Source organism: Thiosulfatimonas sediminis, from assembly GCF_011398355.1.
In the GTDB taxonomy this organism is placed as follows: Bacteria; Pseudomonadota; Gammaproteobacteria; order Thiomicrospirales; family Thiomicrospiraceae; genus Thiomicrorhabdus; species Thiomicrorhabdus sediminis_A.
Genome location: NZ_AP021889.1, coordinates 2,300,735 through 2,327,118, shown reverse-complemented (window position 1 = coordinate 2,327,118; position 26,384 = coordinate 2,300,735). Strand labels below are relative to the sequence as shown.

Below are 26,384 nucleotides of genomic sequence, written 5' to 3'. Positions count from 1 at the left end.
AGGGACTTGTTTTATGCTTCCTCGGTGGGGTGGTGAAATATCACAAGGTATTTGCGAGGTTGGTATGCTGATATTGCCAGAACCCGTTTGTCGTTTGGCTATATCGGTGCAAGGGTTTTATTTTTTACGAATTTGGTAAAGCGCGACTTCGCCAAGAAGGTTTGGGGCAAGACGCATACCGAGTGAGGTTTGATGTTCGCGATTGACCACCGTTCGCGCCACCACTTTAATGTGGCGTTCTTCACAAAGATTTTCAAAATCTTTGAAGGTACACATGTGAATATTAGGCGTGTCGAACCAGTGGTAAGGCAGCACTTCTGTTTCTGGCATTTTGCCACCAAACATCAGCTGTTTACGGTTACGCCAGTAGCCGAAGTTTGGAAAGGTAACAATGCAGTTTTTGCCGACATTAAGCATCTGTTCGAGCAGCTTGTCAGGACGGCTAACCACTTGCAGCGCTTGCGTCATAATCACATAGTCAAATGAATCTTCATCAAAATAGTAGCTAAGGTCGTAGCTGTTTAAGTCACTTTGAATTACGTTTAAACCATTTTTAACGGCTTGAATGGTTTTTTGTGCATCCAGCTCCATGCCGTAACCATTCACCTGATGATGCTTAATAAGGTGTTGCAATAGTAATCCGTCACCGCAACCCAAGTCTAAGACACGGCTTTTGGGGGCGATTAGGTCAGCAATCAGTTTAAATTCAGTTGAGATGGCGGTACTCATGCGGCTACCTCTGCGGTTTTAATGTCGTCAAGAACGCGCTGCATGTAGTTTGCAAAAATGCCCTCATAGTGCGCGTTAGGCAATAAGAAGGCGTCGTGTCCGTGTTCGGAGGTGATTTCTGCATAACTGACATCGGCATCGTTATCCAAAAGTGCTTTAACGATTTCGTGCGAGCGCTGTGGTGAAAAGCGCCAATCGGAAGTGAAAGAGACCACTAAGAATTTGGCTTTAGCGTTTGCCAATGCTTTGCTTAAATCGTGCCCATAGTCGGCGGCGGGGTCAAAGTAGTCCAGCGCTTTGGTCATTAACAGATAGGTGTTGGCGTCAAAATTCATTTTAGTGGCGAATTTTTCACCTTGATAACGCAAATAACTTTCTACCTGAAATTCAACATCGAAATTGTATTGCAGCTTATCTTCACGAAGTTCGCGTCCAAATTTACTGCCCATCATGTCATCCGACAGATAGGTTAAGTGGCCGAGCATTCGCGCCAGCGCCAAGCCGCTTTTGGGAACCGTATTGTGTTCTAAGAAACGCCCTTCGTGAAACTCGGGGTCGGACATAATCGCCCGTCTAGCGACTTCGTTAAAAGCGATATTTTGTGCAGACAGTTTGGGTGCGGCGGCAATTACCACAGCATGGCGTAACCTGTTTGGATAGTCTATCGCCCATTGCATCACTTGCATGCCGCCCATCGAGCCGCCGACTAAGGCTGCCCATTGGTCAATTTCGAGGTGTTTTCGTAATTCATTTTGACTGGCTACCCAATCTTTACAGGTGATGATTGGGAAATCCGCCCCGTACACTTTACCCGTTTGCGGATTAATTGTGGTTGGGCCTGTGCTCCCACGGCAACCGCCGAGATTGTTGGAACAGACCACAAAAAACTGATCGGTGTCAATCACTTTGCCTGGGCCGATGTAGCCATCCCACCAGCCTGTTTTGCCATCGGCATCGATGCCGGCAACGTGGTGGTCGCCGCTGAGCGCATGGCAGACTAAAATCGCATTCGATTTATCGGCATTAAGTTGCCCATAGGTTTCGTATACCAGTTGGTATTCGTTTAACACTGAGCCGCTAATCAATTGTAGCGGCGTGCTTGCGTTGAACGTTTGTGGAACGGTGGGGTTGCTGATACTCATCCGGGCATTCCTATCATAGATTGTGCAATTGACGCAATCGAACCAACAATCACAATCTGAACCAATTTAATTGCGACGATCGCCACAATAGGTGACAAATCAAAGCCCCCCATAGGTGGTAAAAGGCGGCGGAATGGCTCTAAAATCGGTTGCGTCATCTGGATGAAAATGGCGGTATTTGGATTATATTGCGGTGAGACCCAGCTTAAAATCACTTGAATGATAATAAGCCAAAACAGCATATCCAATAGCTGATTAAGGACTTCGCTGATGGCAGCAAGGGAAACAAATGCTGGGCTAAAATCACGGCCGGTTAAAAAACCGACAAGCAATACAAAAAGTGCTTGGATGATTGTTGCGGTGATAATCGCAGCCCAGTCCCATCGGCCTTTAATCGGCAATATTTTATTGAGTGGAGCGCACAGCGGATTCGTCACTTTGGCGATAAACGTCACGACAGGATGATGCCAGTCGGCATAGGTCGCGCGCATTAAAAAACGCAGCATCAGCGCAAAAATGACTAATCCGACGGCAAATTGCAGTAAAAACAGGCCGCCCTGTCCTAAGGGTGAACTCATTTCCATTTATGCTTCTCCTCCAAGCTCATCAGCCAGCTGTTGCGCACGCTTGTGTGCTGCTTGCATTGCCCCAGCTACGTTACCGCGTAAGTTGTGTGCTTCGAAATATTCGATAGCGCTTTGCGTGGTGCCGTTTGGTGAGGTCACATTAGCGCGTAATTGCGCACAACTTTGCTGCGATTCCATCACCATCTTTGCAGCTCCCAAGGCCGTCTGCATGGTTAACAGATGTGCGGATTTGGCATCTAGCCCTAAATCTTGTGCTGCTTGCTCCATCGCTTCCATAAATAAAAAATAATACGCCGGTCCGCTGCCAGATAGCGCGGTAACCGTATCCAATTGGTCTTCTTGCGCTACCCAAAGCGCCAAACCGGTTGCGCGCATAATATGCTCCGCTTGGCTACGCTGTTCGGTGCTGACTTGGGTATTGGCAAATAATCCGGTGGCCCCAGTTTGAATGAGTGCCGGAGTATTGGGCATGGTGCGTACAATCGGCAGTTCACCGCCCAACCAACGTTCGATATCGACCGTGCGAATCCCTGCCGCAACGGAAATAATTAATGGCGAGCTGGCTTGAACTGTATCGTGAATTTCTGCACAGACCTGACGCAAAATCTGCGGCTTGACCGCCAAAACGACAATGTCAGCGTGCATCAAGGCCTCGCCATTGTCGGCATAGGTTTGAATGGCGAATTGACTGGTTAGGTTCGCGCGCTGCTCAGGGTTTGGATCCGTAGCAAGAATGTTTTGGGTCTCGTAACCGCTGGCAAGCAGTCCGCCGATTAGGCTCTTCGCCATGTTTCCGGCGCCGATAAAACAGATTTTTGCGTTCATAGCTCTCGGTCTTTGTACTTGTTTAAAGGCCTGCTATTATAAGACAAATTGTGCGCAAAATTACAGCCGAAAGCGGTGTCCCGAAAAAACATTCAAGTTGTCCGTTTTATTGCCGTTAACCCTATTTGATCAGTCAGTTTTCGAGGTACTGTTATGTCTACTCCCATCGCTCAAGCATTAACCGCTAATGGCCTGTTAAATCGCTATCTCAATTCGAATCAGGATAAAGTGGCAGAAAATCCAGCAGCCCAGATAAACCGCATGCCCAGTGCCGAAAATCCAGCTAAGTCAGTGGGGGATGTCGCTTATACACCATCGGCATCCAGAATGGGGGCGATGTTTCAAGCCGAACAGGCTTTTGCGTACAGCGAAAGCATGAATTTGCAGCTGACAACGCGTGAAGGTGACACGGTTTCGGTTGATTTCCGTCAACTGTATGCGCAATACCAATCGTACAAGGCGATGCAATACGCTGAGCAAGGTGGTGAAACGCCTCAAGGTTATGCTGTTTATCAGTCGCAAGAAGCGATGCAGATGGCTGCGTTTGAACAGCGTTTTGCGATGAGCATTGAAGGGGATTTAAATGATAACGAATTGGGTGCAATTTTTGATGTGTTCGAGCAAGTCGATCAGATTGCTAATCAATTTTATGGCGGTAACTTAGAGCAAGCGCTGCAAAGCGCGGTCGAGATGAAAGTGGACTTTGGTCAGTTACAGAATGTCAGTTTAAATCTAACTCAATCGGCCAGTTTAGTGAGTCGCCAACAGCAGGCGGGTTTGGCCGAATATGGAGCGAATCGCGGTCAAGCAGAAGAGCAAAGCGATATGGGTGCGGTCGAACAGCTACCGGAATATTATCAAAAATGGCAGCAAGCGTTGGATGCATTAAGCCAATGGTTTGACGATTCACAAAGCATCTGGGATGACTTGACGGGTAAGGTCGCGGCGCAGCGTTTTCCTGAGCAAGATTCAGAAAACGGCTGGTTAGCGCGGGTTAAAGCGTTTCATCAGCAGTTTGCGGAGTTTGCTAATCCAGCTGTCTCTGCGCAGACTGACGTAAATCCTCAAGCAGAGGAAGGCTTAGAGCCGAGTAAGGCTTAATAACCAAATTGCCCTTACAAGCCTCGCCAGTAAGAGCTTTGAAGAGTTTCACTGGACTGTGTTGCCTGTTTTGATTAGGTTTAGGCATGGCTGCAAACAGCCGCCTTATTCCGCTAAACGATTCTATGCTTGAGGTGATTTGGACTTGTTCTGTGCCTTCTTCAATTCATCTAATCGGCTTTTTGTATTTTAGACGCCAGCTTCAGTGAATTTTTGGCTGTGTAGTCGCGTGCACCGAATAGATCTGTGCCGATGCGTACCCAGGTGGCACCTTCAAAAATGGCGGCTTCCAAGTCACTGGACATTCCCATCGAGAGTTGATCAAGCTGCGCCTGCGGGAATTGTTGTTGCAAATCGCTGAGCAGTTGATGTATTTCTGCAAAGACCGATCTTTGTTCACTTAATTGCTCGCGCGCTTGTGGAATGGTCATTAGACCGCGCAATTGAATATTCGGCAATGGCAGAATCTCGGCCACTGTCGCTGCCAGCTGCTCGGGAAAAAATCCTGATTTGCTCTCTTCTCGGTCAATATTGACGGCCAATAAAATATTTAACGGGGCGAGATGCGCTGGCCGTTGCTCGCTTAAGCGTTGCGCGATTTTTAAACGATCAACGCTGTGTACCCAAGTAAAGTGTTCGGCTACCGGACGAGTTTTATTGGATTGAATTGGGCCGATAAAGTGCCACACTAATTCCGGCAAGGCCGAGATTTTATCGAGCGCTTCTTGCAAATAGTTTTCACCAAAGTGCACTTGGCCGGTTTGTGCTAATGCGATGATATCCGTCACCGGTTTGGTTTTGCTGACCGCTAATAAGTTCACGTCGTTTAGGTCGCGCTGAGCTTGCAGACAGGCGTTATGGATGCGTTGTGTGACGTCATGCCAATTGTGTAGAAGTTGTTCGCTGCGTTCCATCTGGATGTTAATCCTTTGTGTAGCCGTTTGAAAACGGAAGTTTCATTCTCTCGTTAAGGCGTTATCCACGCTTTACTCGTCATAAAATAAAAGGTCTATTTATTGTAGCCGATAGGCGGTAGATTAAGTTTTCCTTAATTATGCTCAATTTTTTTGATGTAAACAGAGCAGTCAATATCCTGTTACCTATAATTCTTGTATATGAAATTTGACTGAGGTGATTATGTGAAAAAAGTGATTTCCAGCGAAAATAATTATCCTTACACCGAAAAAATGCCGCGCGATGAATATGAGCAAGAGAAGCGCTTGTTGCAAATCGAACTATTGAAACTACAGCGTTGGGTAAAAGAGCATGATGAGCGTCTTGTCATGTTGTTTGAAGGGCGTGATGCCGCCGGCAAGGGTGGCACCATTAAGCGCGTGATGGAGCATTTGAATCCACGCGGTGCGCGAGTGGTGGCGTTGGATAAACCGAACGAGAAAGAGAAAGGTCAGTGGTATTTTCAGCGCTATATTGAGCAGTTGCCGACCAGTGGGGAAATCGTTTTGTTTGACCGTTCTTGGTATAACCGTGCCGGAGTTGAACGAGTGATGGGGTTTTGTTCGCCACCGCAATACAATCAGTTTATGCATCAAGCACCAGAATTTGAAAGGATGCTGGTGAATGAAGGGGTGCGTTTAATGAAGTTTTGGTTTTCCGTCGGTCGTAAGGAGCAGCTACGGCGTTTTAATGCACGTAAAAGCGACCCATTGAAGCAATGGAAGTTAAGTCCGATGGATTTGGCGTCTCTTGACCGCTGGGAAGAGTACACCAAGGCGAAAGAAGATATGTTTTTTTACACTAATACGCATCACGCTCCGTGGACGGTGGTCAAGTCAAATGATAAAAAGCGTGCTCGATTAGAGGCGATGCGATTTATTTTGAGCCAGATTCCGTATGACGGTAAAGATAATAGCGTCGTGGGTCAAGCAGATCCACTGATTGTCAGCAGCGGTGAAGCGATTTTTGCGGATGCCTGACAGCGTCAAAAGGAGGCAGCGATGAACATTTCACAACACGCTTATGAGGTCGTTAAGGGGTTTCGCACGAGTCTTCGTGATGATCAGCAACAGGTGTTGCAGGAAGAGGACTATGAAAGCTTACAGATTTTAGTCGAGGCGGCTATCTCTGAGCACGCCTCGAGAGTGCTGCATAGTAATGCCAAACAGTTGGAGGCCTTGGCTAAACAGACCCGTGCTTTGGCAGCAAGTATTGAACAAGATGAAAAATAAATTTAAATTCTCAGAGTCTCGCCTGAATTGGCGTTCTTAGGTTTTTTCTAGGTAGGGGATACAAGCAGTACTAGTAAAAATAGTTTTACTTTCTGGATTAAAGTCGTATACTGTACGTAAAAATACGTGTTATTAGTTTTTTCTGATATCATGTATGCCAATTTGGTATTCACCCTTTTTTCTGGGAGAGCGTCATGAGAATCACAAAGGAGAAGTGTCGAAAAGAAGGAGTCTTTTTGTTGGTAACTGCTGTAGCGGGAGCCGTTTTATGGTCATGGATGATTTTAAATCAGGGGTTGAGTTTGCTGTATTCGTATCAGACAGACCCCGGGTACCTCTTGCAGATTGTTGCATTCGGTATCAGTAGTTTTTTGTTTTTAATGGTATTGTGGTTATTTTTTGTGGTCGGTATACGTTTGATTCGTGCCAAAAATCTATAAAAATTTACGATTCCCTATTCAGTTCTAAGTGCGTCTAGGCACAATCACAGGCCAAGAGTCTTGCTACAGTTACAAGGCTGTGATTTCAAATTTTAAGGTATTTGCTGAGGACTCCAGCTCGCGGACAAGACGAGTGCAGTGTTCTGATGTCGCCTCACTCGCGCTGAGCACCAGCTGCCATGATTCAGATGTGTCTGAATCATGGCGATGAATTGAACACATCGCAGAGAGCCAGCTTTCCAGCATTTCACTTAATGTCATTTGCGCACAACCGGCGACAAACTGTTCGCTACTTAAGCGGTTGGCAATTTTCCAGTCTTCGAGTAAAGTGCAGGCACCAATCGCTTCTGCAGGGGTGGTTTCGACCATAAAACGTGCAGGTTTGACAGCGAAAGGAAACGTCTGTGTGGCGTGCAATAAAGCTAAATTACGTTGTGTCCTCTTGGCGAACGAATTTTGCTGGCGGAGTTTGGCCAGCGCAAAAAGGGGCGCCATTGCGAGGTTTTCACCAAGCAAAAGCAGATTGTCCGCGGTCACAGGTAAGACGATGTTCCGCCATTTCAGTGTAAATGTTGATGTGCAAATCGGGTTTTGCTGGGCACAGAGGAATTGCAGTTGCCAAATCCCTAACGCGGTGGAGTGTGCGGCAAATAAATCTAGCTTGCGGTGTTCTGAGAAATATTCGGCGCCAATCATGTCGTTCGCCGTTTTGCATTCATCAGTGGGATCAAGCAATTTGAGCGTGAAGCTCAGTAGCCAAAAGCCGTTAGCTTGAGCTTGCCACTGAGTCTTGTCGATGCTGAACGAGGGTGTCATTAAACGCAATTGTTTTTGTAAACAGGCATTCCTTGGAAGAAGGTTTGCTCTACCTGTCCGATAAACTCCCATCCGAGGAAGGGCGAATTTTTCCCTTCACTCACAATGTTGTCTTCGCTGAGTGTCCAAATGCCTTCCGGGTCGATAATGACTAGGTCTGCTGGACGATTAATCTGTAAAGCCCCTGTTGGGATTTGTAAGATTTCTGCCGGCGTTTGGGTGACAGCACGCAGCGCGGTATAGAGTTCCAGTTGCCCTTCTTGCACCAGTTTAAGCACCAATGGCAGGAGTGTTTCTAAACCGATGATGCCGGGCTTGCTTTCGCCAAACGGTAGCAGCTTATCATCGCGGTGCAGAGGCGTATGGTCACTGACAATGGCATCAATCACGCCGCTACGGACACCGGCAAGCAGTGCATCGCGGTCTTGCAAACTGCGCAGTGGCGGCGAAACATGAAACAGGCTGTTAAAACCGAGTAAATCCATTTCTGACAGCAGCAGCTGGTGGATAGCGACATCACAGGTCACGGGTAAACCGCGTTTTTTTGCATCGGCAATCATCTCGACAGAGCGTGCGCAGGAGAGTTGTGAGAAGTGTGCGCGAATACCGGATTCTTCGACTAAGATTAAATCACGTGCCAAGGCGGTTGTTTCCGCCGAGTGTGGTATTGCTGGCAAACCTAAACGCGAGGCCACTGGACCATCATGCGCAACCCCGTTGTTTTTTAAATCGTTGTCTTCACAACGCAGCATGACAACCGTATCTAAAGAGGTGGTGTATTCCAAAGCATTTTTTAAGGTCAAGGCGCTTTGCACTGGTTTATTGGCTTGGCTTAGGGCGACACAACCGCCTTCGATAAGCGAGTAGATGCCGCTCAGCAGCTTGCCTTCCAAGCCTTGAGTGAGTGCGCCAATCGGCATGACATAAGCGGTTGCTGCTTGACGCGCACGGCGTTGAATCAGCTCGGTAACTGCCTGGGTGTCATTGACTGGATTGGTGTCCGGCGGGCAGCAGATGGTAGTGATACCGCCGGCAACGGCAGCGCGGGTTTCGCTGGCAATCGAACCGGCATAGATACTGCCTGGTTCGCCCAAACGCGCTTGTAAATCGACTAACCCAGGAATAACCCATTTATTGGTGGCATCAATTTCTTGGTCGGCGATAAAACCGGAGGGTGCTTGTTTTCCGATATGAGTAATCCGGCCACGGGCTAAATAGAGATTCGTAACGTCATCCAAATCTTGGCTTGGGTCGATAACTCGGGCATTAAGAATCGCAAATCTCATTGGGCGTTCTCCATCTCTACCTCAGATAGGGCGGCTTGTTCTTGTTCCGCTTGGTATTGTGTCAGTTGTGCCGCGTTGCTCATAATGACCGACATAACCGCCATACGCACCGCGATACCGTAGGTAACTTGTTCTAAAATGACCGATTGTGGGCCATCGGCCACGGCAGAATCGATTTCTACGCCACGATTGATTGGCCCAGGGTGCATAACAATCGCGCCGGGTTTGGCTAGAGCGAGGCGTTTTTCAGTTAAACCATAGCGTTTAAAGAACTCTTTTTCGCTGGGAATCAATGCCGATTTCATGCGTTCATTTTGTAGGCGCACCATAATCACCACATCGACATCTTTCAGACCTTCTTCAATATCGTGATAGACGTGCACACCGAGCACTTCAGGGTGTTCAGGCAGTAAGGTTTTTGGGCCAATAACGCGAATTTCGCGGGCCTCCAAAATACTCAAGGCTTGAATTTGCGAACGCACCACGCGGGAATGCAAAATGTCGCCAACAATGGCGACTTTTAAATCGAAAATATCGCCTTTCTTTTTGCGGATGGTAAACATATCCAACAGCGCTTGAGTGGGATGCGCGTGTTGGCCATCGCCGGCATTGAGAACGTGTACCCCCGGCGCAACGTGTTGCGCAAAAAAATGCGCGGCGCCGCTTTCGGCATGGCGAATCACGAACATATCCGCCTGCATGGCCTGTAAATTCCATAGCGTATCAAGCAAAGATTCGCCTTTTTTGGCCGCAGAGGTTTGAATATCCAAGCTCTCGATGTCGGCAGACAGCCGTTTTTCGGCAATCTCAAAGGTGGTGCGCGTGCGTGTGCTCGGCTCAAAAAAAAGGTTCATAATGCTTTTGCCGCGCAGCAATGGAACCTTTTTAATTTTATTGGTGTTTGGGTCGATAAATGACTCGGCAGTGTCCAGAATTTCGGTTAGGTGGTGCTGTTTTAACCCCTCCAAAGTGAGCAGGTGTTTTAGCTTGCCTAGTTCGTTGAGTTGCGGATTGGGGGCGGTTAAACGGGCTTTCATACAGTTACCTCAACTGGCTCGGAAATAATGATTTTAATCGGGTCTGGACCGGTCGCTTTAATTTTTTGGCTGCACGCTAATTGCATGCCGACCACATCTGCTTGCAGCGGGAGTTCGCGACAGGCTTTACGGTCGAGCAGCACCACTAAAGTGACACTGGCAGGGCGGCCGTAATCGAAAATTTCATTGAGTGCCGAACGTATCGTCCGTCCGGTATACAACAGATCATCCACCAAAATAAGGTGTTGGTCTTCGACTTCCCACGGGATATCCGATGGTTTGATTTCTGGATTTAATCCAATACGCGAAAAGTCATCTCGGTAAAAGGCGATGTCAATGACTCCGAGTTCTTCTGGCAGCTGCATTCGTTTGTGCAGTTCGCGGGCAATCCATTCACCGCCGGTGCGAATCCCAATCATTTTGGGATTTGGCCGATCGACCATTTTCTGGATGAGGTCGCGGCTCATTTGGTCGAGGAGCGCGGTGACGTCGATATCGAGTTCTTGCATGCTGAAAGTCTATCCTAGCGGAGTTGTTGTAACCAGTTTTCTAAAATTATTTGCGCGGCGTGATGGTCGAGATGTTGCGGTTTCTTATTTCGTGGATTAGCGGCGTGCCGATTTTCCGCTTCGATGGAGCTAAGTTGTTCTTCAATAAAGAACACCGCTCGACCATAGCGACCGCTTAACCGTTGGCCGAATTTTCGCGCCGGTTGGGTTAAAGGTTGTTCGCTGCCATCTAAACGCATCGGTAAACCAACGACGATTGCGACCGGCTGCCAAGTGGCGAACAAGCGGCTGATATGTTCCCAATCGGGTTTGCCATCTTGGCTTTTGACAATGCATTCTGGCGAGGCGGTTTGGGTAATCGTTTGGCCGACGGCAACGCCAATCCGGCGCAAACCAAAATCAAAACCGATCACGGTGCCCTCTATTGGCTTAGGCATGGCCGGCCTCGCTACTGAGAAATTCGGGGGCGATACCGAGTGTGCCCAGTGCCACTTCCCAGCGCTGTTCAAGCGGAGTTTCAAATAATAGCGAAGCGTTGTACGGAATGGTCAACCAGCTGTTATTTTGCAATTCTTCAGCCAACTGTCCTGGTTCCCAGCCGGCAAAACCCAAACAGGCGATAAAAGCGTCTGGCGCGGCTTCATTACTCACGGCTTGCAGGAAATCTTCCGAGACGGTCATTGCTAAGTGATCTGGAAGTGGCATAGAGCTTTTCCATTCGCCGCCTTGTTGATGCAGAATAAAGCCGCGTTCCGAATCGACTGGCCCGCCCATGAGAACGGTATCGTCAAGGTGAGGATTGCGTTCGGTATAGGGAAAATCGAAGTGCTCCAACAGGCTGCGCACATCTAAATTGTGTGGCAGGTTGATGACCAATCCCATCGTTCCATGTTGATTGTCTTCGACAATATAGATAACGGTTTTTTCAAACCAACTGTTGTCGAGAGACGGCATGGCGACGAGAAAATAATGTTCGAGTGATTGCAGCTGTTTCATAGTGGCGGATTATATCAGTTTAAGGCGTTTTTCCATCGCTTTTGTTTGTTCGAATGTGCCGGAATGGCGAATGCAGAAAGCCATCTCAATCCCCATTTGTTGTGCAATGCGTCGCCAATTTTGCGGGCCCGCAATCAGCAAAGCGGTTGCGGCGCTATCAGCGGTAGTGGCATCGGCGTGCAGCACGGTGACGGAGGCAAAGCCGTCCGCTGGATAACCGGTGTTAGGATTGAGAATATGCGAATAGCGTTGTCCTTGCCACTGGTAGAAGCGCTGATAAGTGCCGGAGGTGACCACACTTTCGCCGCCATACAAGGGCAGAGAGGCAATCACATTTTGCGGCTGTTGCGGGTTTTGAATCGCGACTTGCCACGCGTGTTCCTGTGGTTTATTGCCAAGCGCTTTCATGTCACCACCGATACTGACAAGGGCGTGTTCAATTTTAGCGGCTTGCAAGCTTTGCAGGGCAAGGTCGAGCGCCAAGCCTTTGGCATTGCCCCCAAAATCCAGTTGGACTTGTCGATTCGAGCAATGCAATTGTTGGCGGTCATCAAAGGTGATGTCTTTGATTGAGGGGCGTTGACTCAGCCATTCGCTAATTTGCAGTGCGCTCGGCGGTGGCCCTTGCCAGAGGTCACCATGAAATCCCCAGAGCGCGATGAGTTGACCGATACCCGGGTCGAACAGATAGTCGCTTGCGGCACTTAAGCGTTGCGATTTTTCGATGAAAGCGCGAATCGAATCGGCAATCTGGATGGTTTGGCCAGCGGCTATCGCTTGGTTGATTTTGCTAATGATGCCGCCTTTCTCCCAAGCGTGCCATTCGTGGTGAAAGGCTTGGAAGTCGGCGTTGATTGTGGCAATCGCTTGATTAATGACTGCTTGGTCTGGATGGTATAAGGTTAAATCGACCTCAGTACCAAATACGATGATTTGTGCTTTGTAAGCGTCGAGTAGCCTGTTGGCTGGACGCGAACAAGCGTGTAACACGAGTGGTGTTAGGGCATAAGCGGGTAAGGATTTTAGAAAAGAGCGTCTGCTAAAGCACATCTCTGAGCCACCGGGTTCGCACCGCAAAACAGCCCAGTAGGCTGTTGGGCGGTTGTGTGGATTTGCGGGATTATTGTTTTAATTGTTGTTCCAGATGGTCAAACAGGACGCCGGCAATATTCAGTCCAAATTGCGCGTCCAGTTCGCGAATGCACGTTGGGCTGGTGACATTGATTTCGGTGATGTAATCGCCAATCACATCTAAGCCAACAAAATGCAGTCCTTTCGCTTGTATCGTTGGTTTGATTTGTTCACATAGCCAGCGTTCGCGTTCGGTTATTTCCATGCCGACACCGGTGCCGCCGGCGGCGATATTGCCACGGGTTTCACCTGCCTTGGGAATGCGCGCCAATGTATAAGCAATCGGTTCACCATAAATCAGCAAAATACGTTTATCGCCTTGCAGAATTTCCGGTAGAAAGGCTTGCGCCATAATATAGTGTTTGCCGTGGTCGGTCATGCTTTCGATAATTACGCTGATGTTTGGATCATTCGCCTTGACACGAAAAATCGATGCGCCGCCCATGGCATCGAGCGGTTTGAAAATGGTGTCTTGCTGCTGTTCAACAAAAGCGCGTAGTTTATCGGCTTTGGCACTGACCAAGGTGGTTGGGATGCAGTTAGGAAACCAGCTGGCAAATAATTTTTCGTTGGCGTCACGTAGGCTTTGCGGTTTGTTGACGACTAAAACCCCTTCTGTTTCCGCTTGTTCTAAAATGTGGGTGCTATAAAGATAGTCGTTGTTAAATGGCGGGTCTTGGCGAATTAAGATGATGTCCAGTTCGCGCAGTGCGATGCTTTGGCTGTGACCAAAACCGTAGAATTGCTCATTGATTCCGCGATCCCAAACTTTAAGCAGCGTGGTGTCAGCATAGGCATTGCCATTCTGAAGAAACAGGTCTTCTGGCTGCATATAGTAGAGCTCATAACCGCGTCTTTGAGCCTCCAATAGCATCGCAAAAGAGCTGTCTTTATGGGGTTTAATCTGGCTGATTGGATCCATTACTATGCCAAGTTTCATGCAGAGCCTCTCCTTAAGCGCTTTCAAGAGAAGGCAGTTCGCCGGCGGCATCAGCGATTTCACGCGCAGCCGCTAAGAGCGCCAAACGGGCAATAACACCATACGCATAAAAGCGATTCGGTGCGGCATCTGGCTGTTGGCTTTCATCGGGTAAAATACCGGCTTCAGCATAAGAAAGTGGCTCAAAATGCATACCCGGCGAGTTTAAGTTGTCGGTTGCGCCTTTGCCTGTGTGTATCCGATAGAAGCTGCCAACCACTTGGCTACCAATCATATAAACGACCGGTTCTGCCACGGCACCATTAATTGTTTCGTAAGTGTAAACGCCTTCTTGCACCAGCATTTGTTCAACCTGTAAACCTTCTTTTGCCGACGCCATTTTATTGCGTTGCTTGCGGTTTAGGTTGAGGACGTCTTCGGCACTTTGTACCGACATAATCGCCATACCGTAAGTGCCGCTATCCGATTTAACAATGGTGAACGGTTTGCATTTGATATGGTGTTCGTTGTAATAGCGTTGCGTGTCCGAAAGCATTTGGTTAACGGTTTCCGCTAAGAGGTCTAAGCCGGTGCGTTCTTTGAAGTTAATCGGGCCGCAAGGTACGGACGTTGGCGTAATTAACCAAGGGTCAATATTGATGATTTTGGCAAATGCTGCAGTCACATCCGAATAGTGTTGAAAATGGTGAGTTTTGTAGCGGTTGTCCCAGCCCAAATCGAGTGGCGGCAGTAGCGTCTGTTTGATGTTTTCTAAAATTTTCGGGCGTCCGCCAGAGAGATCGTTATTGAGCAAAACAGCGCAGGGGAAGAAATTTTCCACGCCGACCTGGTCGTCTTTACGAATCAGTGGTTTTAAGGTTAAGGCGTTGCCGGATGGCAACTCAATAATCATCGGGGCGTCCAAACCTTCCAGCATTGAGCCAATCTGCACTTCATAGCCGGCAGATTCAATAATGCATTTCAGCGTAAACAGGTTTTCGAGATAGAAGGTATTGCGGGTATGGTTTTCCGGAATAATCAATACCCCATCGGCAATTGGACAGACTTGTGCGATTTTACTCTGAGCAGCGTGCACCGCTAGAGAGCGTAAATCCGGATGCAGGTTATTAAAACCGGCGGGGAATAGATTTGTGTCAACCGGTGCGAGTTTGTAGCCCGCATTGCGCAGGTCTACAGATGCGTAAAACGGCGCCGGTGTTTTGCTAAATTGTTTGCGCAACCAGGCTTCAATTTCATTGGTGTGCGCGAGTAAATGGCTTTCTAATTCTAGCAGAGGCCCGGTTAGAGCGGTCTGCAAATGCGGAACGGAAGTGGCTGGCATTATCTCTCTCTTTAGCTGGCACGGATTTTAGAAAAGTATTATAGCGAATCTGTAATTGAGAAGTGTAGAGTAAGTCTGACCGCTAACAAAGCGTTAAATATCGCCCCATAAAGATTGGGCAATGGCGAGCATCGCCGGACCGGCGGTTTCAGTGCGTAGAATACGCGGTCCTAGTTGAATCGCATTGCAGCCATGGGCGATTGCTTGTTGTACTTCGGTATCGCTTAAGCCGCCTTCCGGTCCGATGAGCAAGTGCAAGGGTTGCTGTAGATTGGGAGGGGGGATTTGCGCCAGAGTTTGTGTGGCGAAAGGGTCGCCCACCAAACCTTGTATAGTGGGGTTTTGTTGCCAAAACTCGCTGAGGCTCAACAAGGGGAGAACTTCAGGGACTTGAGATCGTCCAGACTGCTCACACGCATTAATAACGATGCTCTGCCATTGTTCGCGGCGTTTTTCCAATTTGTCGCCGTTTAGTTTGACTTCGCAGCGTTCGGTAAACAGGGGTTGAATGGCGCTGATCCCTAATTCGACCGCTTTTTGTAAGCTGTAATCCATCCGGTCGCCGCGCGAAATCCCTTGCAACAAAACGCTGTGCAAAGGCGACTCTTTTTGTGAGTGCTGTACTTCGCTGAGTAAGACGCTGGCCGCTTTGCGGCCTTGTACCTGAAGGGTTGCTGCGGCATAACAGCCTTGGCCATTGAAGACTTCGATTTGAAAACCATCACGAAGGCGCAATACGGTTAGGGCGTAATGCGCTTGTTCTTTGGACAGTTCCAGTATGGCGCCACTATGATAGTCGCCTGGCAGATAAAAACGGGAAATACGCATGGTTTATTTTAGTGTTAGAGCCTGAGCAATCGCCAGCGTGGGCTGGGTGTTGTTCATGCTGTAGAAGTGAATCCCCGGTGCGCCGGCGTCGAGCAATTTTTGCGACAGTTCGGTCACCACATCTTGACCAAATTCAAGTAATCCGGCCTGGTCGTTGTCAAATGATTCCAAGCGGCACTTTAACCAGCGCGGTACTTCGGCACCACAGCCTTGTGAAAATCGAATCAGATTTTCATAGTTGGTAATGGGCATTATTCCGGGAATAATCGGCAGGTCGATACCGTTTTTTTCACAGTTATCGATGAAATAACGATAGCTGTCAAAATTGAAAAAATACTGAGTAATCGCCGAATCCGCGCCTTGTTCAACCTTATGCTTGAACCATTTGATTCCGATGTCGCAATTGCGTGCTTGAGGATGCGTTTCCGGGTAGGCGGCCACTTCTAAATGGAACGTATCGCCTTTTTGTTGTTTGATGAATGCGACTAAATCACTGGCGTATTTAAATTCGCCCGGATCCATCATGCCTGAAGGTAAGTCACCGCGCAGAGCCACGATACGTTTGACGCCCATCGCTTCGTACTCATTAAGTAGGTGCAACACGCTTTCTTCTGTTGCACCAATGCAGGTTAAGTGCGGTGCGGCAGAGAAAGGCGTTTCGCGCTGAATGTATCGCACGGTTTCTACGGTTTTTTCCTGAGTGGTTCCGCCAGCACCGTAAGTGACTGACATATATTCAGGATTTATCGCACCGAGATCTTGAATGACACTCTTGAGTTTCTCAGTCCCTTTTTCAGTGCGCGGCGGAAAAAACTCTAAACTGAGTTTCTGTGCATATTTCTGTTGCGATTGCATTGGAGTATTCCTTTGCTAAGTCTATTACTACCTTAAAGATACGACAGTAAGGCGTGCTTATCATCGTATCTTTCAAAGTGTTGTGTCGGTTTTTTAAAGTCCGGCGTCAGTGCGCAGAGCATCCGCTTTATCGGTTTTTTCCCAAGTAAATTCCGGTAACTCGCGACCAAAGTGACCGTAAGAGGCGGTTTTTTGGTAAATCGGACGATATAAGTCAAGCATCGCAATTAAGCCTTTCGGGCGAAGGTCAAAGTGTTCGCGCACCAATCGCTCAATGAGGGTAATGTCCACTTTTTCGGTGCCGAAAGTCTCGATGCTGATCGAGGTTGGTTCGGCTACGCCGATGGCGTAAGAAATCTGGATTTCACACTTGTCTGCTAAACCGGCGGCAACAATGTTTTTGGCTACATAACGACCGGCATAAGCAGCTGAACGGTCAACTTTTGAAGGGTCTTTGCCGGAGAAAGCGCCGCCACCATGACGCGCCATACCGCCGTATGTATCCACAATGATTTTACGACCGGTTAAGCCCGCGTCGCCCACAGGGCCGCCGATAACAAAACGGCCGGTCGGATTGATGTGGAAATTAGTCTCTTTATGAAGCCACTCCGCAGGTAATACCGGTTTGATGATTTCTTCCATCACCGCTTCACGCAGGGTTTTGTTATCCACTTCTGGACTGTGTTGTGTGGACAGTACGACCGCGTCGATTGCGACCGGTTGACCATCTTGATAACGCAGGGTGACTTGTGATTTTGCATCTGGACGCAACCAGCTTAAAGCACCGGATTTGCGCACTGCGGCTTGACGTTCCATTAGACGATGCGCGTAGAAAATCGGAGCAGGCATCAGTACGTCCGTTTCGTTTGAGGCGTAACCGAACATCAAACCTTGATCGCCGGCGCCCTGTTCGTGCTCGTTGGTTTCATCCACGCCCATCGCGATTTCTGGGGATTGTTTGCCAATTGAAGACAATACGGCGCAGGTTTCACCGTCAAAGCCTAAATCGCCGTGATCGTAGCCAATTTCTTTGACGACTTTGCGCACTAACTCTTCTTGATCTACCCAAGCATCGGTGGTGATTTCGCCACCAATTAATACCATACCGGTTTTAACAAACGTTTCGCAGGCAACGCGCGCACGCGGATCTTGTTCAAGAATCGCATCCAACATCGCATCGGAAATTTGGTCTGCGATTTTATCTGGATGGCCTTCAGAGACGGACTCGGAGGTAAATACTGTGGTTTTGTTCATAACGGTTCCTCGAAAACAGAAAATAATTTTAAACGAGGTACGGAAAGACAACGGGAGACAGGATAAAGAGAAAAGCCCCTCGCTTTAGCCGTACTTATAATTGCGCCCGCAAGCTGATTTCAAATCGGCGCTAAACCGTAATTATGGCATTTTTTTAATACGCTATCAATGGTTGCTTATATTCGTGGCTTTACAGATGCACAGAAGCAGCCCAACTGGCTTCTTTGCCTTAAGCCAGTTGGGCTGCTTCTGTATCTCTTTAGTCAAAGATTTCACTTATTGGGCGAGGGCGGTCAAAATGGTAACCTTGCGCATAGTGGATTCCGATGGTTTTTAACCAGTCGGAAACGGCTTCATTTTCGACAAATTCGGCAATCGAGGCAATTTGCATAATTTCTGCAATGTCACGAATGGTTTGTACCATGACGGCATCGACCGGATCATGTAAAACATCTGTGATAAAGGCGCCGTCGATTTTGACAAAATCAACCGGTAAATTCTTAAGCCATGAGAAGGTGGCAAAGCCGGAGCCAAAGTCATCCAGTGCGAGTAGGCAGCCAAAGCTTTTGACTTTGTTTAGGAAGTCAATGGTATTGCTCATTTGATTGATGGCTACGGTTTCGGTGATTTCAAAACAAATTTTATGATTGTTGGCTTGGTTTTGTTCTAAAAATTCCAGTAATTTTCGGCTGAAGTTCTCTTGGCTGAGGGACTGTCCGGAAATGTTAATGTTTAGTAGTTCAATTTTCTCGCTGTGCACTTTTAACCAACGAATCGCCCGTTGGGTGATGTAGAGGTCTAGTTCACTCATTAAATCAAAACGCTCTGCTGCCGGTAGAAATTGCCCAGGAGAGATGATTTGCCCATCTTGGTCTTTCATGCGTATCAGGATTTCATAGCGTTGCTGTGTTGGTTTAACGTCTGGATCGGCGTTTAAATCAACAATTTTTTGGGCATACAGTAGGAATCGATTTTCGTCTAACGCATGGCGGATACGTCCCACCCAGTCGATGATGTTTTGGTCTTGTTGACGGCTTAAATCATCTTCGTGGTACATCTCGATGCGATCACGTCCTTTGTCTTTAGCGAGATAGCAGGCGATGTCGGCACGTGACAGAATTAGCGTTTTGCTCAGGTTGCCGTGAATCAGCGCAATGCCGATACTGCTGCTGACTTGAAAGCGTTTACCTTCCCAGTAAAACCGGTGTTGGCTGATGCTGTAGCGCAGTTTTTCGGCAAATTCTTGCGCTTGTTGCAAATTGAAATTGTTTAATAAAATCCCAAATTCATCACCGCCAATGCGTGACAAAAACCCGTGTTTTTCGGTATGTTGGGCAAGCATGACCGCGATCTGATTCAGTAAAATGTCGCCGGCGGTATGCCCGACCGTATCGTTGACGACTTTGAATTGATCTAAATCTAAATAAATAAGACAGCTGTTGTGCAGTGGGTTTTCTGCAGAAAGTTTGATTAATTTTTCAAGCTCGGTTTCAAAAGCGGTGCGGTTGTATAGTTCGGTTAGGGTGTCATGGGTTGCTTGCCAGCTTAAACGTTGTTGCAGTGAATATTCTTCGGTGGCATCGCGGAATACCAAAATCGCGCCGATCGTTTGCCCACCGCGGTCAATAATTGGCGCGGCGGAGTCGACCAGTGTAATGGTATCGCCCAAGCGATTGACTAGGGTGGTGTTTTTGCTCATGCCGACCACCTGCGATGAGCGCAAGGCACGGGTTCCTGGGTTTTCTAAAGGTTTTTTATTGGTGTCGTCAAACAGTTGCATGACCTCGTTAACCGGCTTACCTTGCGCCAAATAGTGATCCCAAGCGGTAATTTGTTCGGCAGCGGGGTTCATGTAGGTAATGATGGAGTGTGTGTCGATGACAACCACGGCATCGCCAATCGATCGTAGGGTTATTTCGGCACGTTCTTTTTCCTCGAACAGATCTTCTTCGTTTTGGTTGAGTTGTCTGAGCATGGATTTAAAGTTGTGTGCCAAATCGGACAGTTCATCATCGCCATGCGTTGGGAAGTCGATATGCCGTTCACCCTGTCGAATGCGCTGAGTGTTTTCAATCAATTTGTATATGCGACTGGTCAGGTTATTGCCCATGTACCAAGCCATCAAAGAGCCAAATAATATGGCGATAAAGGTGTACAGCAGGCCTTCGTTGGTAATGATTTTAATGCTATTGCTGGTGTTGATGCGGCTTAGTTGCACACGTGCCCATCCAAGTTGGGATTGCGTTTGCCAAATTGGGATGCTGATGTCGATGGCGTTTTCATCATTAAAGTAATAATGTGCGCTTTGGTTCGGTCTGAATGGATTGAGTTTGGGTGGTTCGATGTATTTCCCGACGTTTTGATCGTGTTCTGGGTTAATGTTGTTGTGATAAGCGAGGATTTTGCCATGGTTGTTTAGCAGCATAACAAAATTAACGTTGGCCAGTTTCGCTTGTGTTACGGTCAGTTCTTCCAGCCCGGCTAAATCATTAGAGAGCATCCATGGAATGCTGTTAGCGGCATAGGTTTGCACAATACTTTGTGCTGCCATCGAGGATTCCTCAGTAAGAAACTGATGCTGGCGTTGCACTAAGTCAAAGACAAATAACGTCATTAGCAAGGCATGAATTAATGCAATGCTGAAGATTAATTTGTTTTTAATGGATTTTGGCAGCAGTTTCATTGTTTCGCCGTTCATGCCTTGCGGTTAATTGGGTTGCGGATACGTTGATCTTACATCTCGCGTTCGGGATCGCGAATTTCAGCGCGAAAATGCGCGACAAAATCTCGAACAGGTTGATAGGTTTGATTGTCAGCCAGCTCAAATTTGGATAAATACATCCCGGCTAAGATACGCCGTCCTTGCTCGTTCATGTGGAGTTTGCTGAGCAGATGCTGGACTTGTTTGATGACTTCGATGGGGATGTCTTTGCGTGCAATCAGTGCATTGTTTGGTAAGGAGTCTGTTTGCCATTGTACGCTTAGCTGTTCCTTTAGTTCTGGACGTTGTTGCACAAGCAGTTCCCATGGCGGTGGCCAAGTTGCAGCGGCATCAACATCGCCATGCAGCACATTCATAATCGAAGATTCTTGTGAGCCAACATACACGTTTTTTACATCATGGAGAACATCCAGCCCATGTTGCTGCAGAAAATATTGCGGCAGCATGGTGGCGGCTAAGGCGGTTGGCGCGGGGTAGCTAATGGTTTTGCCGCGAAGGTCGTTGATGGTTTTTATGCCACTGTCTTTGCGCACCAGAATAATACCGCGAAAATTATAATCGTCGCCCATTTTGGCAAAGACGTGATATTGCTCAGTGTCTAATGCGGCGATGGTTTGGTAAGGATTTGGCAGTGCAAAATCCACCGACGCACTGGCCAGTTTTTTATCATAAGTTGAATAATCGCGCGACGCTTCCAAGCGAAAATAAGCCTGCGGAATATGGTTGTTGAGATACTCCATTAACGGATTGAAAATCTCAAACAGGCGCGATGGATTATGCAGCGGATGGACTGCAAAGCTGTATTCGATCTGTTCGTAAGGTGGGGTGTCGAGTATTTTTGGCAGGTACTCTTGCTGGTTAAATTCCGTGCGTGAGCAAGCAGCTAAGCTTAGGGTTGTCGTGGCAACTAGGCTTATAAATGTACGGCGGCGCAATAACGAACTATTTAGCATAAGGGGTCTTTTAGCAAGTCGATAGATTATCTAATAAATTATAGCAATCATCGGATTTAATGAGTGTGTCAATAATTGCCCTGACTCAATAATGAAGCAAATTATGTGGCGTCGTTGAGCCTGTCGAACCGTCCGTAATAAGAGATTTATACGGCTTTTGCAGCGTGAATTTATTAAGTGTTGATTTTGTTCGTAAAATCGGGAAAATATAACCCTTTTTAAAATTAAGGCGATATTCCATGTCTCAACCATCAACACCTCTCGTTGGCGTTATTATGGGCTCCAAGTCTGATTGGCCGACTATGCAGTATGCGGTTGAAATGCTTGAGCTTTTTGCTGTTCCGTATGAAGTGAAAGTGGTGTCTGCGCACCGTACTCCGGATTTGATGTTTGAGTACGCGCAAACGGCCGAAGCGCGTGGATTGCAGGTGATTATCGCCGGTGCTGGCGGTGCAGCACATCTGCCGGGTATGGTCGCGGCAAAAACCGTTGTGCCGGTTTTAGGTGTGCCAGTGAAATCGCGTGCTTTAAACGGTAATGATTCGCTGTTGTCGATCGTGCAGATGCCAGGCGGTGTGCCGGTCGGTACTTTGGCGATTGGTGATGCAGGTGCAAAGAATGCGGGTATTTTGGCGGCACAAATTATTGGTAATCAAATTGCCGCAGTGCGCCAAGCGGTCGCTAAGTTTCGTCAAGAGCAGACGCAAAGCGTATTAGATAATCCGGATCCGCGCGCGGAGTAATTCATTTTCTTTGCTTGCCGGCGCAATTGAAAATACCGTGCAGAATGCCGCCGTAGTGGATGTTTTTACAGATAACCGAAACGGCGGTTTTTTTATTTGTTGGAGAAAAAAATGACCCCGATTAGCAAACGTATTGGTGTTTTAGGCGCTGGTCAGTTAGGGCGAATGCTCGCTTTGGCAGGCTATCCACTTGGGCAAAAATTTGGTTTTTATGGCATTAGTCAGGACGAGCCGTCTGCGCTTTTGGGGCATTTTCATCTGCATTCCGATGAGGCGGATAACCTTAAGGCGTTGGTTGACTTTGCTGATGTCATTACGTTTGAAAGTGAAAATACCGATTTGCAAGTGGTGCGTGAAATTGCGAAGACCACGCCGGTTTATCCAGGCGAGCGCTCGCTAGAAGTGGCGCAGCACCGTGGCAAAGAGAAGTCGTTATTTAAAGAAAAAGGGATTCCGTGCGCTAATTTTGCGGTCGTCAATTCGTTGGAAGAGTTACAGCAAGCAGTCAATGTTATTGGTGTGCCATCAATCTTAAAAACCACCACCGAGGGCTATGATGGTAAAGGGCAATTTGTCATTAAAACCGATGACCAAGTTGAGCAAGCGTGGGAGGCTATTGGTGGGCGTGAGCTGATTTTAGAGGCATTTGTCGATTTTCATCGTGAATTGTCATTGGTGGCGGTACGTAATGCGGCTGGTGAACAGCGTTTTTATCCGTTGGTGCAGAATGTGCATCACAAGGGAATTTTACGTTATACGATTGCGCCGGCACAGCAAGTTAGCGAGATGGTGCAGAAGCAAGCAGAAAGTTACATCAGTACTCTGTTAGAGGAATTGGATCACGTTGGGGTTTTGACGCTGGAGTTGTTTGAAACCGAATACGGTCTGTTTGCCAATGAAATGGCGCCGCGTGTGCACAACTCTGGTCACTGGACAATTGAAGGCGCGCAAACCTCGCAGTTTGAAAATCATGTGCGTGCGATTTGCGGTTTGCCTTTAGGTTCAACCGAAGCGCGTCAGCCGATTGCGGCTATGCTCAATATTGTTGCGACAACCGGACCGATTGATAAGGTCTTGCAAATGCCGAACGCACATTTGCATCTGTATGATAAAGAAGAGCGTGCGGGACGTAAGCTTGGGCACATTACTTTGTTGAGTGATAGCCAAGAAGCGTTGTTTGCGGACATTAAAAGTTTGAACGCGTTTTTACCTTTATAAAACACGATTAATTGACAAATATTATCCTAAAAGTTGGGGATAGCATTGGCCAAGTTCGGACGGTAATAGTCCGGCTTGGCCTTTTTGTTGGGCGATACTGTCTGCCGCGTTGGCGTGTAGGTGAACGCCCAAGCAGGCGGCGTCAAACGCAGAGAGTCCTTGCGCGAGCAAAGCGACAATCGTACCCGTCAAAACATCACCCATGCCGCCGATTGCCATGCCCGGATTTCCGGCGCGACACAGCTCCAGATGAGTGCCATCGTAAATTAACGACCCATTCCCTTTGAGTACCATCACACCGCCGTATTTTTGTTGTAATGTTTTGATTGCTGCGATTCGGTCACGCTGAATATCCGCGGTAGTACAGCCTAAAAGCAGTGCCGCTTCACCGGGGTGTGGTGTGCAAATGAGATTCTCAATTGGCTCCATGTTCGGGTTCTCGGCAAGAAGTTTGAGTCCGTCTGCATCAATCACTATTGGGGTTTTGGTTGGCTTTTGTAGGGTTTGTTGTAGCAGTTTGCGCGCCCATTCATCGGTTCCTAGTCCAGGGCCAATGGCAATCGCATCCGCTTGAAGAATGAGCTGGTTTGCATGAGAGATGTCATAGCCCATCACTTCCGGTTGTTGGGCGCTTAAGAACAGCAAGTGTTCGTTCTGACTAACCACTTTGCAGAGTCCGCAGCCACTTTTGAGTGCGCTGCTGGCAGCCAGTTGAATCGCGCCCATCATTGAGCGATTGCCGCCGATTAATAAAGCGCTGCCTTGGTTACCTTTGTGGGTGTTGGCGTGGCGTCTGGGTAGGGCGTTTTTGCATGCTTGTAAGCTGCGGCTATTGGCTAGATAAGGTGCTTGCAGCAGTAAATCTGGCGCGTCATGGTTGAGGTTTAAATCGCTGAAAAAAATCTGTCCACAAACATCGGGGCCTTGTTGAGTAAAACACCCGAGTTTGGGGGTGATAAAGCTACAGGTGAAGTTGGCACTCAGAGCGTAGCCTAAGAGATTGCCGCTGTCGCAGTCTAGGCCGCTTGGTAGGTCAAGGGCGCAGATGGGTGCAGGAGTGTGTGCTAATTTGTGGAGTATTTTGCTGAGGTTCGGTTTGAGCTCGCGATTAAGGCCTGTGCCAAATAAGGCATCAACAAGAACCATTTGCGCATCGATTTCGCTGGGGATAAGGTTCTCCAGCGGCAGTGTTAACCCGTTAATTTTTTGCCATTCGCGATAGGCGATACGTGCATCGCCGCTGATTTTTTCATCTGCTCCATACAAGTAAACAGTGCTTTCTATGCCGGCGAGTTTGGCGTATTGCGCCAGCATAAATCCGTCGCCGCCATTACTGCCGGTGCCGCATAAAATAATCAGTTGTTGGGTGTTAGGGCATTGTTGACGGATGATTTGCCAACTGAACCATGCGGCGCGTTTCATCAGTAGAATGCCCGGTATGTGGTGCGTTTGCTGCGCGCTTTGATCGAGTTGCTTGCTTTGGGCGGCGTTGTAGAGGCGAATCGAATCATTTGTGCTGATTGCGGCGGTGGGGTTAAGCAGCATAATGCCTTCCTGTTTGGTTAGCGATTTGCTTGGTTGGCAAACCAGCGACGATACACAAAGTCACCCTTTAGTAAGGTGATTGCCCAGCCAGTGATGATACCTGAACCATTGGCAAGCATGTCCAGTAAATCGAAATCGCGCCCTGTGAAAGGCTGGATGAACTCAATGGCGATGCCAAAGCAAAATAGGCTTAAGGCGATAATCCAGCGCCATTGGCGCGGGTAGAGTTGGGCAAACCAGAGCATTAAGCCGAAATAGGCGATAAAGTGATAGATTTTATCTTGATGTGAAAAGTCGCCTAAATTCGGTGCGCGGTACGGTGCTAGAACGGATAGATAGAAAACCGTAGCGATAATGCTCCAACCAATCAATAGCCAAGCGAGTTTGACAGGGTTCACGCGAGGCTCCTAAATAAATAGATAAATCAACAATGCACCCAGTGCAAAGCGGTATAGCGCAAAGGGTGCCATGCCCACTTGATTGATCCACTTTAGGAAAAGTGCAATCACGATGTAGGCGCTGATAAACGAAATGAGCGCGCCGCCGAGCATGGCCTCCCACTGAACGGGCGTGCTGCTTTCGAGCAAGTCTTTTAGTTTTAATAATCCGGCGCCAAGGATTAATGGAATGGATAGCAGGAATGAAAAACGCGCAGCGGCTTGTGGGGTTAAGCCAAGCAATAAAGCGGTAGTGATTGTGATACCAGAGCGCGAAGTGCCCGGGATTAAGGCAACTGCTTGGGCAAAGCCGATAATCATGATGTCTTTAAAGCTGAGGCTGTGTTCATCGCGAATTTTGGCGCCCTTGATATCTGACCACCAGAGCAAAACACCAAAACCAATCGTGGTCGCCGCAATAATCAGCGGATTACGTAGGCTTTCTTCAATACCGTTATTAATCAGAAAACCAAAGGCAATCGCCGGTAAGGTAGCGAGAATGACCCACCAAGCTAAGCGGCTGTTTGACGTGGGTTGACGAGTGATCAGTGAACGACTCCAATCGCGGGTCATGAGCCAAATGTCGTTGCGAAAATACAGTACCACTGCGGCGAGAGTGCCGATATGCACCGCGACGTCAAAGGCTAAGCCTTGATCCGGCCAGCCAAGTATTTCTGGTACTAATATAAGATGACCGGAGCTGGAAATCGGTAAGAATTCCGTTAACCCTTGAATCAGCGCCAATACGCTTATTTGTAACCAATCTAAAACAGGTTCCATTGA

General features: G+C 48.0%; 27 protein-coding genes. 5 read left to right on the top strand and 22 right to left on the bottom strand.

Features of this window, described 5'->3' with window-relative positions; all coding sequences use genetic code 11:
* Nucleotides 1-117 precede the first annotated feature (117 nt).
* From metW to proC, 4 genes are read right to left on the bottom strand one after another with little or no spacing between them, the layout of a single operon-like run.
* Nucleotides 118-729, bottom strand: coding sequence for a methionine biosynthesis protein MetW (gene metW / locus HRR27_RS10890; protein WP_173273745.1), 612 nt, complete (start codon nucleotides 727-729; stop codon nucleotides 118-120).
* A complete protein-coding gene (metX, locus tag HRR27_RS10885) occupies nucleotides 726-1,871 on the bottom strand; it encodes a homoserine O-succinyltransferase MetX (protein WP_173273744.1) in 1,146 nt (381 codons plus the stop codon). Before metX ends, metW begins: the two co-directional genes overlap by 4 nt.
* Entirely contained in the window at nucleotides 1,868-2,455 is a 588-nt protein-coding gene (locus HRR27_RS10880; RefSeq protein ID WP_173273742.1) for a YggT family protein, read from the bottom strand. The genes metX and HRR27_RS10880 overlap by 4 nt, the downstream gene beginning before the upstream one ends.
* The gene (gene proC / locus HRR27_RS10875) at nucleotides 2,456-3,283 is read right to left on the bottom strand and encodes a pyrroline-5-carboxylate reductase (RefSeq protein ID WP_173273740.1); all 828 of its coding nucleotides are present in this window, start codon (nucleotides 3,281-3,283) and stop codon (nucleotides 2,456-2,458) included.
* 153 nt (nucleotides 3,284-3,436) lie between these two features.
* Here proC and HRR27_RS10870 point away from each other — a divergent pair, with 153 nt between their 5' ends.
* Nucleotides 3,437-4,384 carry a hypothetical protein gene (locus tag HRR27_RS10870; protein ID WP_173273738.1) on the top strand — a complete coding sequence of 316 codons (948 nt, stop codon included), beginning with the start codon at nucleotides 3,437-3,439 and terminating at the stop codon, nucleotides 4,382-4,384.
* A gap of 170 nt (nucleotides 4,385-4,554) precedes the next feature.
* Here HRR27_RS10870 and HRR27_RS10865 read toward each other — a convergent pair whose 3' ends face one another.
* Nucleotides 4,555-5,298, bottom strand: a complete 744-nt coding sequence (locus HRR27_RS10865) for a YggS family pyridoxal phosphate-dependent enzyme (protein WP_173273736.1) — start codon at nucleotides 5,296-5,298, stop codon at nucleotides 4,555-4,557.
* Nucleotides 5,299-5,571: 273 nt separating this feature from the next.
* Between HRR27_RS10865 and ppk2 the strand changes: the two genes are divergently transcribed.
* A complete protein-coding gene (ppk2, locus tag HRR27_RS10860) occupies nucleotides 5,572-6,318 on the top strand; it encodes a polyphosphate kinase 2 (RefSeq protein ID WP_197905457.1) in 747 nt (248 codons plus the stop codon).
* Nucleotides 6,319-6,496: 178 nt separating this feature from the next.
* Entirely contained in the window at nucleotides 6,497-6,610 is a 114-nt protein-coding gene (locus HRR27_RS12970) for a hypothetical protein (RefSeq protein ID WP_173273732.1), read from the top strand.
* A 469-nt stretch (nucleotides 6,611-7,079) separates the two neighbouring features.
* Here HRR27_RS12970 and HRR27_RS10850 read toward each other — a convergent pair whose 3' ends face one another.
* The 14 genes from HRR27_RS10850 to HRR27_RS10785 all read right to left on the bottom strand — a co-directional run bounded on the left by HRR27_RS10850 (nucleotide 7,080) and on the right by HRR27_RS10785 (nucleotide 21,658).
* On the bottom strand, nucleotides 7,080-7,826 hold the full coding sequence (locus tag HRR27_RS10850) for a hypothetical protein (RefSeq protein WP_173273730.1): 747 nt from the start codon (nucleotides 7,824-7,826) through the stop codon (nucleotides 7,080-7,082).
* A complete protein-coding gene (locus tag HRR27_RS10845) occupies nucleotides 7,826-9,112 on the bottom strand; it encodes a dihydroorotase (protein ID WP_173273728.1) in 1,287 nt (428 codons plus the stop codon). Before HRR27_RS10845 ends, HRR27_RS10850 begins: the two co-directional genes overlap by 1 nt.
* On the bottom strand, nucleotides 9,109-10,149 hold the full coding sequence (locus tag HRR27_RS10840) for an aspartate carbamoyltransferase catalytic subunit (protein ID WP_173273726.1): 1,041 nt from the start codon (nucleotides 10,147-10,149) through the stop codon (nucleotides 9,109-9,111). The genes HRR27_RS10845 and HRR27_RS10840 overlap by 4 nt, the downstream gene beginning before the upstream one ends.
* On the bottom strand, nucleotides 10,146-10,658 hold the full coding sequence (gene pyrR, locus HRR27_RS10835) for a bifunctional pyr operon transcriptional regulator/uracil phosphoribosyltransferase PyrR (protein ID WP_173273724.1): 513 nt from the start codon (nucleotides 10,656-10,658) through the stop codon (nucleotides 10,146-10,148). The genes HRR27_RS10840 and pyrR overlap by 4 nt, the downstream gene beginning before the upstream one ends.
* 14 nt (nucleotides 10,659-10,672) lie before the next feature.
* A complete protein-coding gene (gene ruvX, locus HRR27_RS10830) occupies nucleotides 10,673-11,095 on the bottom strand; it encodes a Holliday junction resolvase RuvX (RefSeq protein WP_173273722.1) in 423 nt (140 codons plus the stop codon).
* Entirely contained in the window at nucleotides 11,088-11,654 is a 567-nt protein-coding gene (locus tag HRR27_RS10825; RefSeq protein WP_173273720.1) for a YqgE/AlgH family protein, read from the bottom strand. Before HRR27_RS10825 ends, ruvX begins: the two co-directional genes overlap by 8 nt.
* A gap of 9 nt (nucleotides 11,655-11,663) precedes the next feature.
* Nucleotides 11,664-12,704: an FAD:protein FMN transferase gene (locus tag HRR27_RS10820; protein WP_173273718.1), complete on the bottom strand. Its 1,041-nt coding sequence runs from the start codon at nucleotides 12,702-12,704 to the stop codon at nucleotides 11,664-11,666.
* A gap of 70 nt (nucleotides 12,705-12,774) precedes the next feature.
* Complete coding sequence (gene gshB, locus HRR27_RS10815) at nucleotides 12,775-13,725, bottom strand: glutathione synthase (protein WP_197905408.1); 951 nt, start codon at nucleotides 13,723-13,725, stop codon at nucleotides 12,775-12,777.
* Nucleotides 13,726-13,738: 13 nt separating this feature from the next.
* Nucleotides 13,739-15,046, bottom strand: a complete 1,308-nt coding sequence (gshA, locus tag HRR27_RS10810; RefSeq protein ID WP_173273716.1) for a glutamate--cysteine ligase — start codon at nucleotides 15,044-15,046, stop codon at nucleotides 13,739-13,741.
* A 93-nt stretch (nucleotides 15,047-15,139) separates the two neighbouring features.
* On the bottom strand, nucleotides 15,140-15,874 hold the full coding sequence (locus HRR27_RS10805) for a 16S rRNA (uracil(1498)-N(3))-methyltransferase (RefSeq protein ID WP_173273714.1): 735 nt from the start codon (nucleotides 15,872-15,874) through the stop codon (nucleotides 15,140-15,142).
* Nucleotides 15,875-15,877: 3 nt separating this feature from the next.
* Entirely contained in the window at nucleotides 15,878-16,729 is an 852-nt protein-coding gene (metF, locus tag HRR27_RS10800; protein WP_173273712.1) for a methylenetetrahydrofolate reductase [NAD(P)H], read from the bottom strand.
* Nucleotides 16,730-16,822: 93 nt separating this feature from the next.
* Nucleotides 16,823-17,983, bottom strand: coding sequence for a methionine adenosyltransferase (gene metK / locus HRR27_RS10795; RefSeq protein ID WP_173273710.1), 1,161 nt, complete (start codon nucleotides 17,981-17,983; stop codon nucleotides 16,823-16,825).
* Between the two features lie 259 nt (nucleotides 17,984-18,242).
* Nucleotides 18,243-20,666 carry an EAL domain-containing protein gene (locus HRR27_RS10790; RefSeq protein ID WP_173273708.1) on the bottom strand — a complete coding sequence of 808 codons (2,424 nt, stop codon included), beginning with the start codon at nucleotides 20,664-20,666 and terminating at the stop codon, nucleotides 18,243-18,245.
* Nucleotides 20,667-20,716: 50 nt separating this feature from the next.
* Nucleotides 20,717-21,658: a phosphate/phosphite/phosphonate ABC transporter substrate-binding protein gene (locus HRR27_RS10785; RefSeq protein WP_173273706.1), complete on the bottom strand. Its 942-nt coding sequence runs from the start codon at nucleotides 21,656-21,658 to the stop codon at nucleotides 20,717-20,719.
* 239 nt (nucleotides 21,659-21,897) lie between these two features.
* Here HRR27_RS10785 and purE point away from each other — a divergent pair, with 239 nt between their 5' ends.
* Both purE and HRR27_RS10775 read left to right on the top strand, forming a co-directional pair.
* Nucleotides 21,898-22,401 (top strand): 5-(carboxyamino)imidazole ribonucleotide mutase, encoded by a 504-nt coding sequence (gene purE / locus HRR27_RS10780; protein ID WP_197905407.1) that lies wholly within the window; start codon nucleotides 21,898-21,900, stop codon nucleotides 22,399-22,401.
* A 111-nt stretch (nucleotides 22,402-22,512) separates the two neighbouring features.
* A complete protein-coding gene (locus tag HRR27_RS10775; RefSeq protein ID WP_173273704.1) occupies nucleotides 22,513-23,619 on the top strand; it encodes a 5-(carboxyamino)imidazole ribonucleotide synthase in 1,107 nt (368 codons plus the stop codon).
* 21 nt (nucleotides 23,620-23,640) lie between these two features.
* On the opposite strand, the gene HRR27_RS10770 is transcribed toward HRR27_RS10775, so the two are convergent.
* The 3 genes from HRR27_RS10770 to HRR27_RS10760 are packed head-to-tail and all read right to left on the bottom strand — an operon-like array spanning nucleotide 23,641 to nucleotide 26,381.
* The gene (locus HRR27_RS10770) at nucleotides 23,641-25,164 is read right to left on the bottom strand and encodes an NAD(P)H-hydrate dehydratase (protein WP_173273702.1); all 1,524 of its coding nucleotides are present in this window, start codon (nucleotides 25,162-25,164) and stop codon (nucleotides 23,641-23,643) included.
* A gap of 17 nt (nucleotides 25,165-25,181) precedes the next feature.
* Nucleotides 25,182-25,562, bottom strand: a complete 381-nt coding sequence (locus tag HRR27_RS10765) for a VanZ family protein (RefSeq protein WP_173273700.1) — start codon at nucleotides 25,560-25,562, stop codon at nucleotides 25,182-25,184.
* A 9-nt stretch (nucleotides 25,563-25,571) separates the two neighbouring features.
* Entirely contained in the window at nucleotides 25,572-26,381 is an 810-nt protein-coding gene (locus HRR27_RS10760; RefSeq protein ID WP_173273698.1) for an undecaprenyl-diphosphate phosphatase, read from the bottom strand.
* Nucleotides 26,382-26,384: the final 3 nt, after the last annotated feature.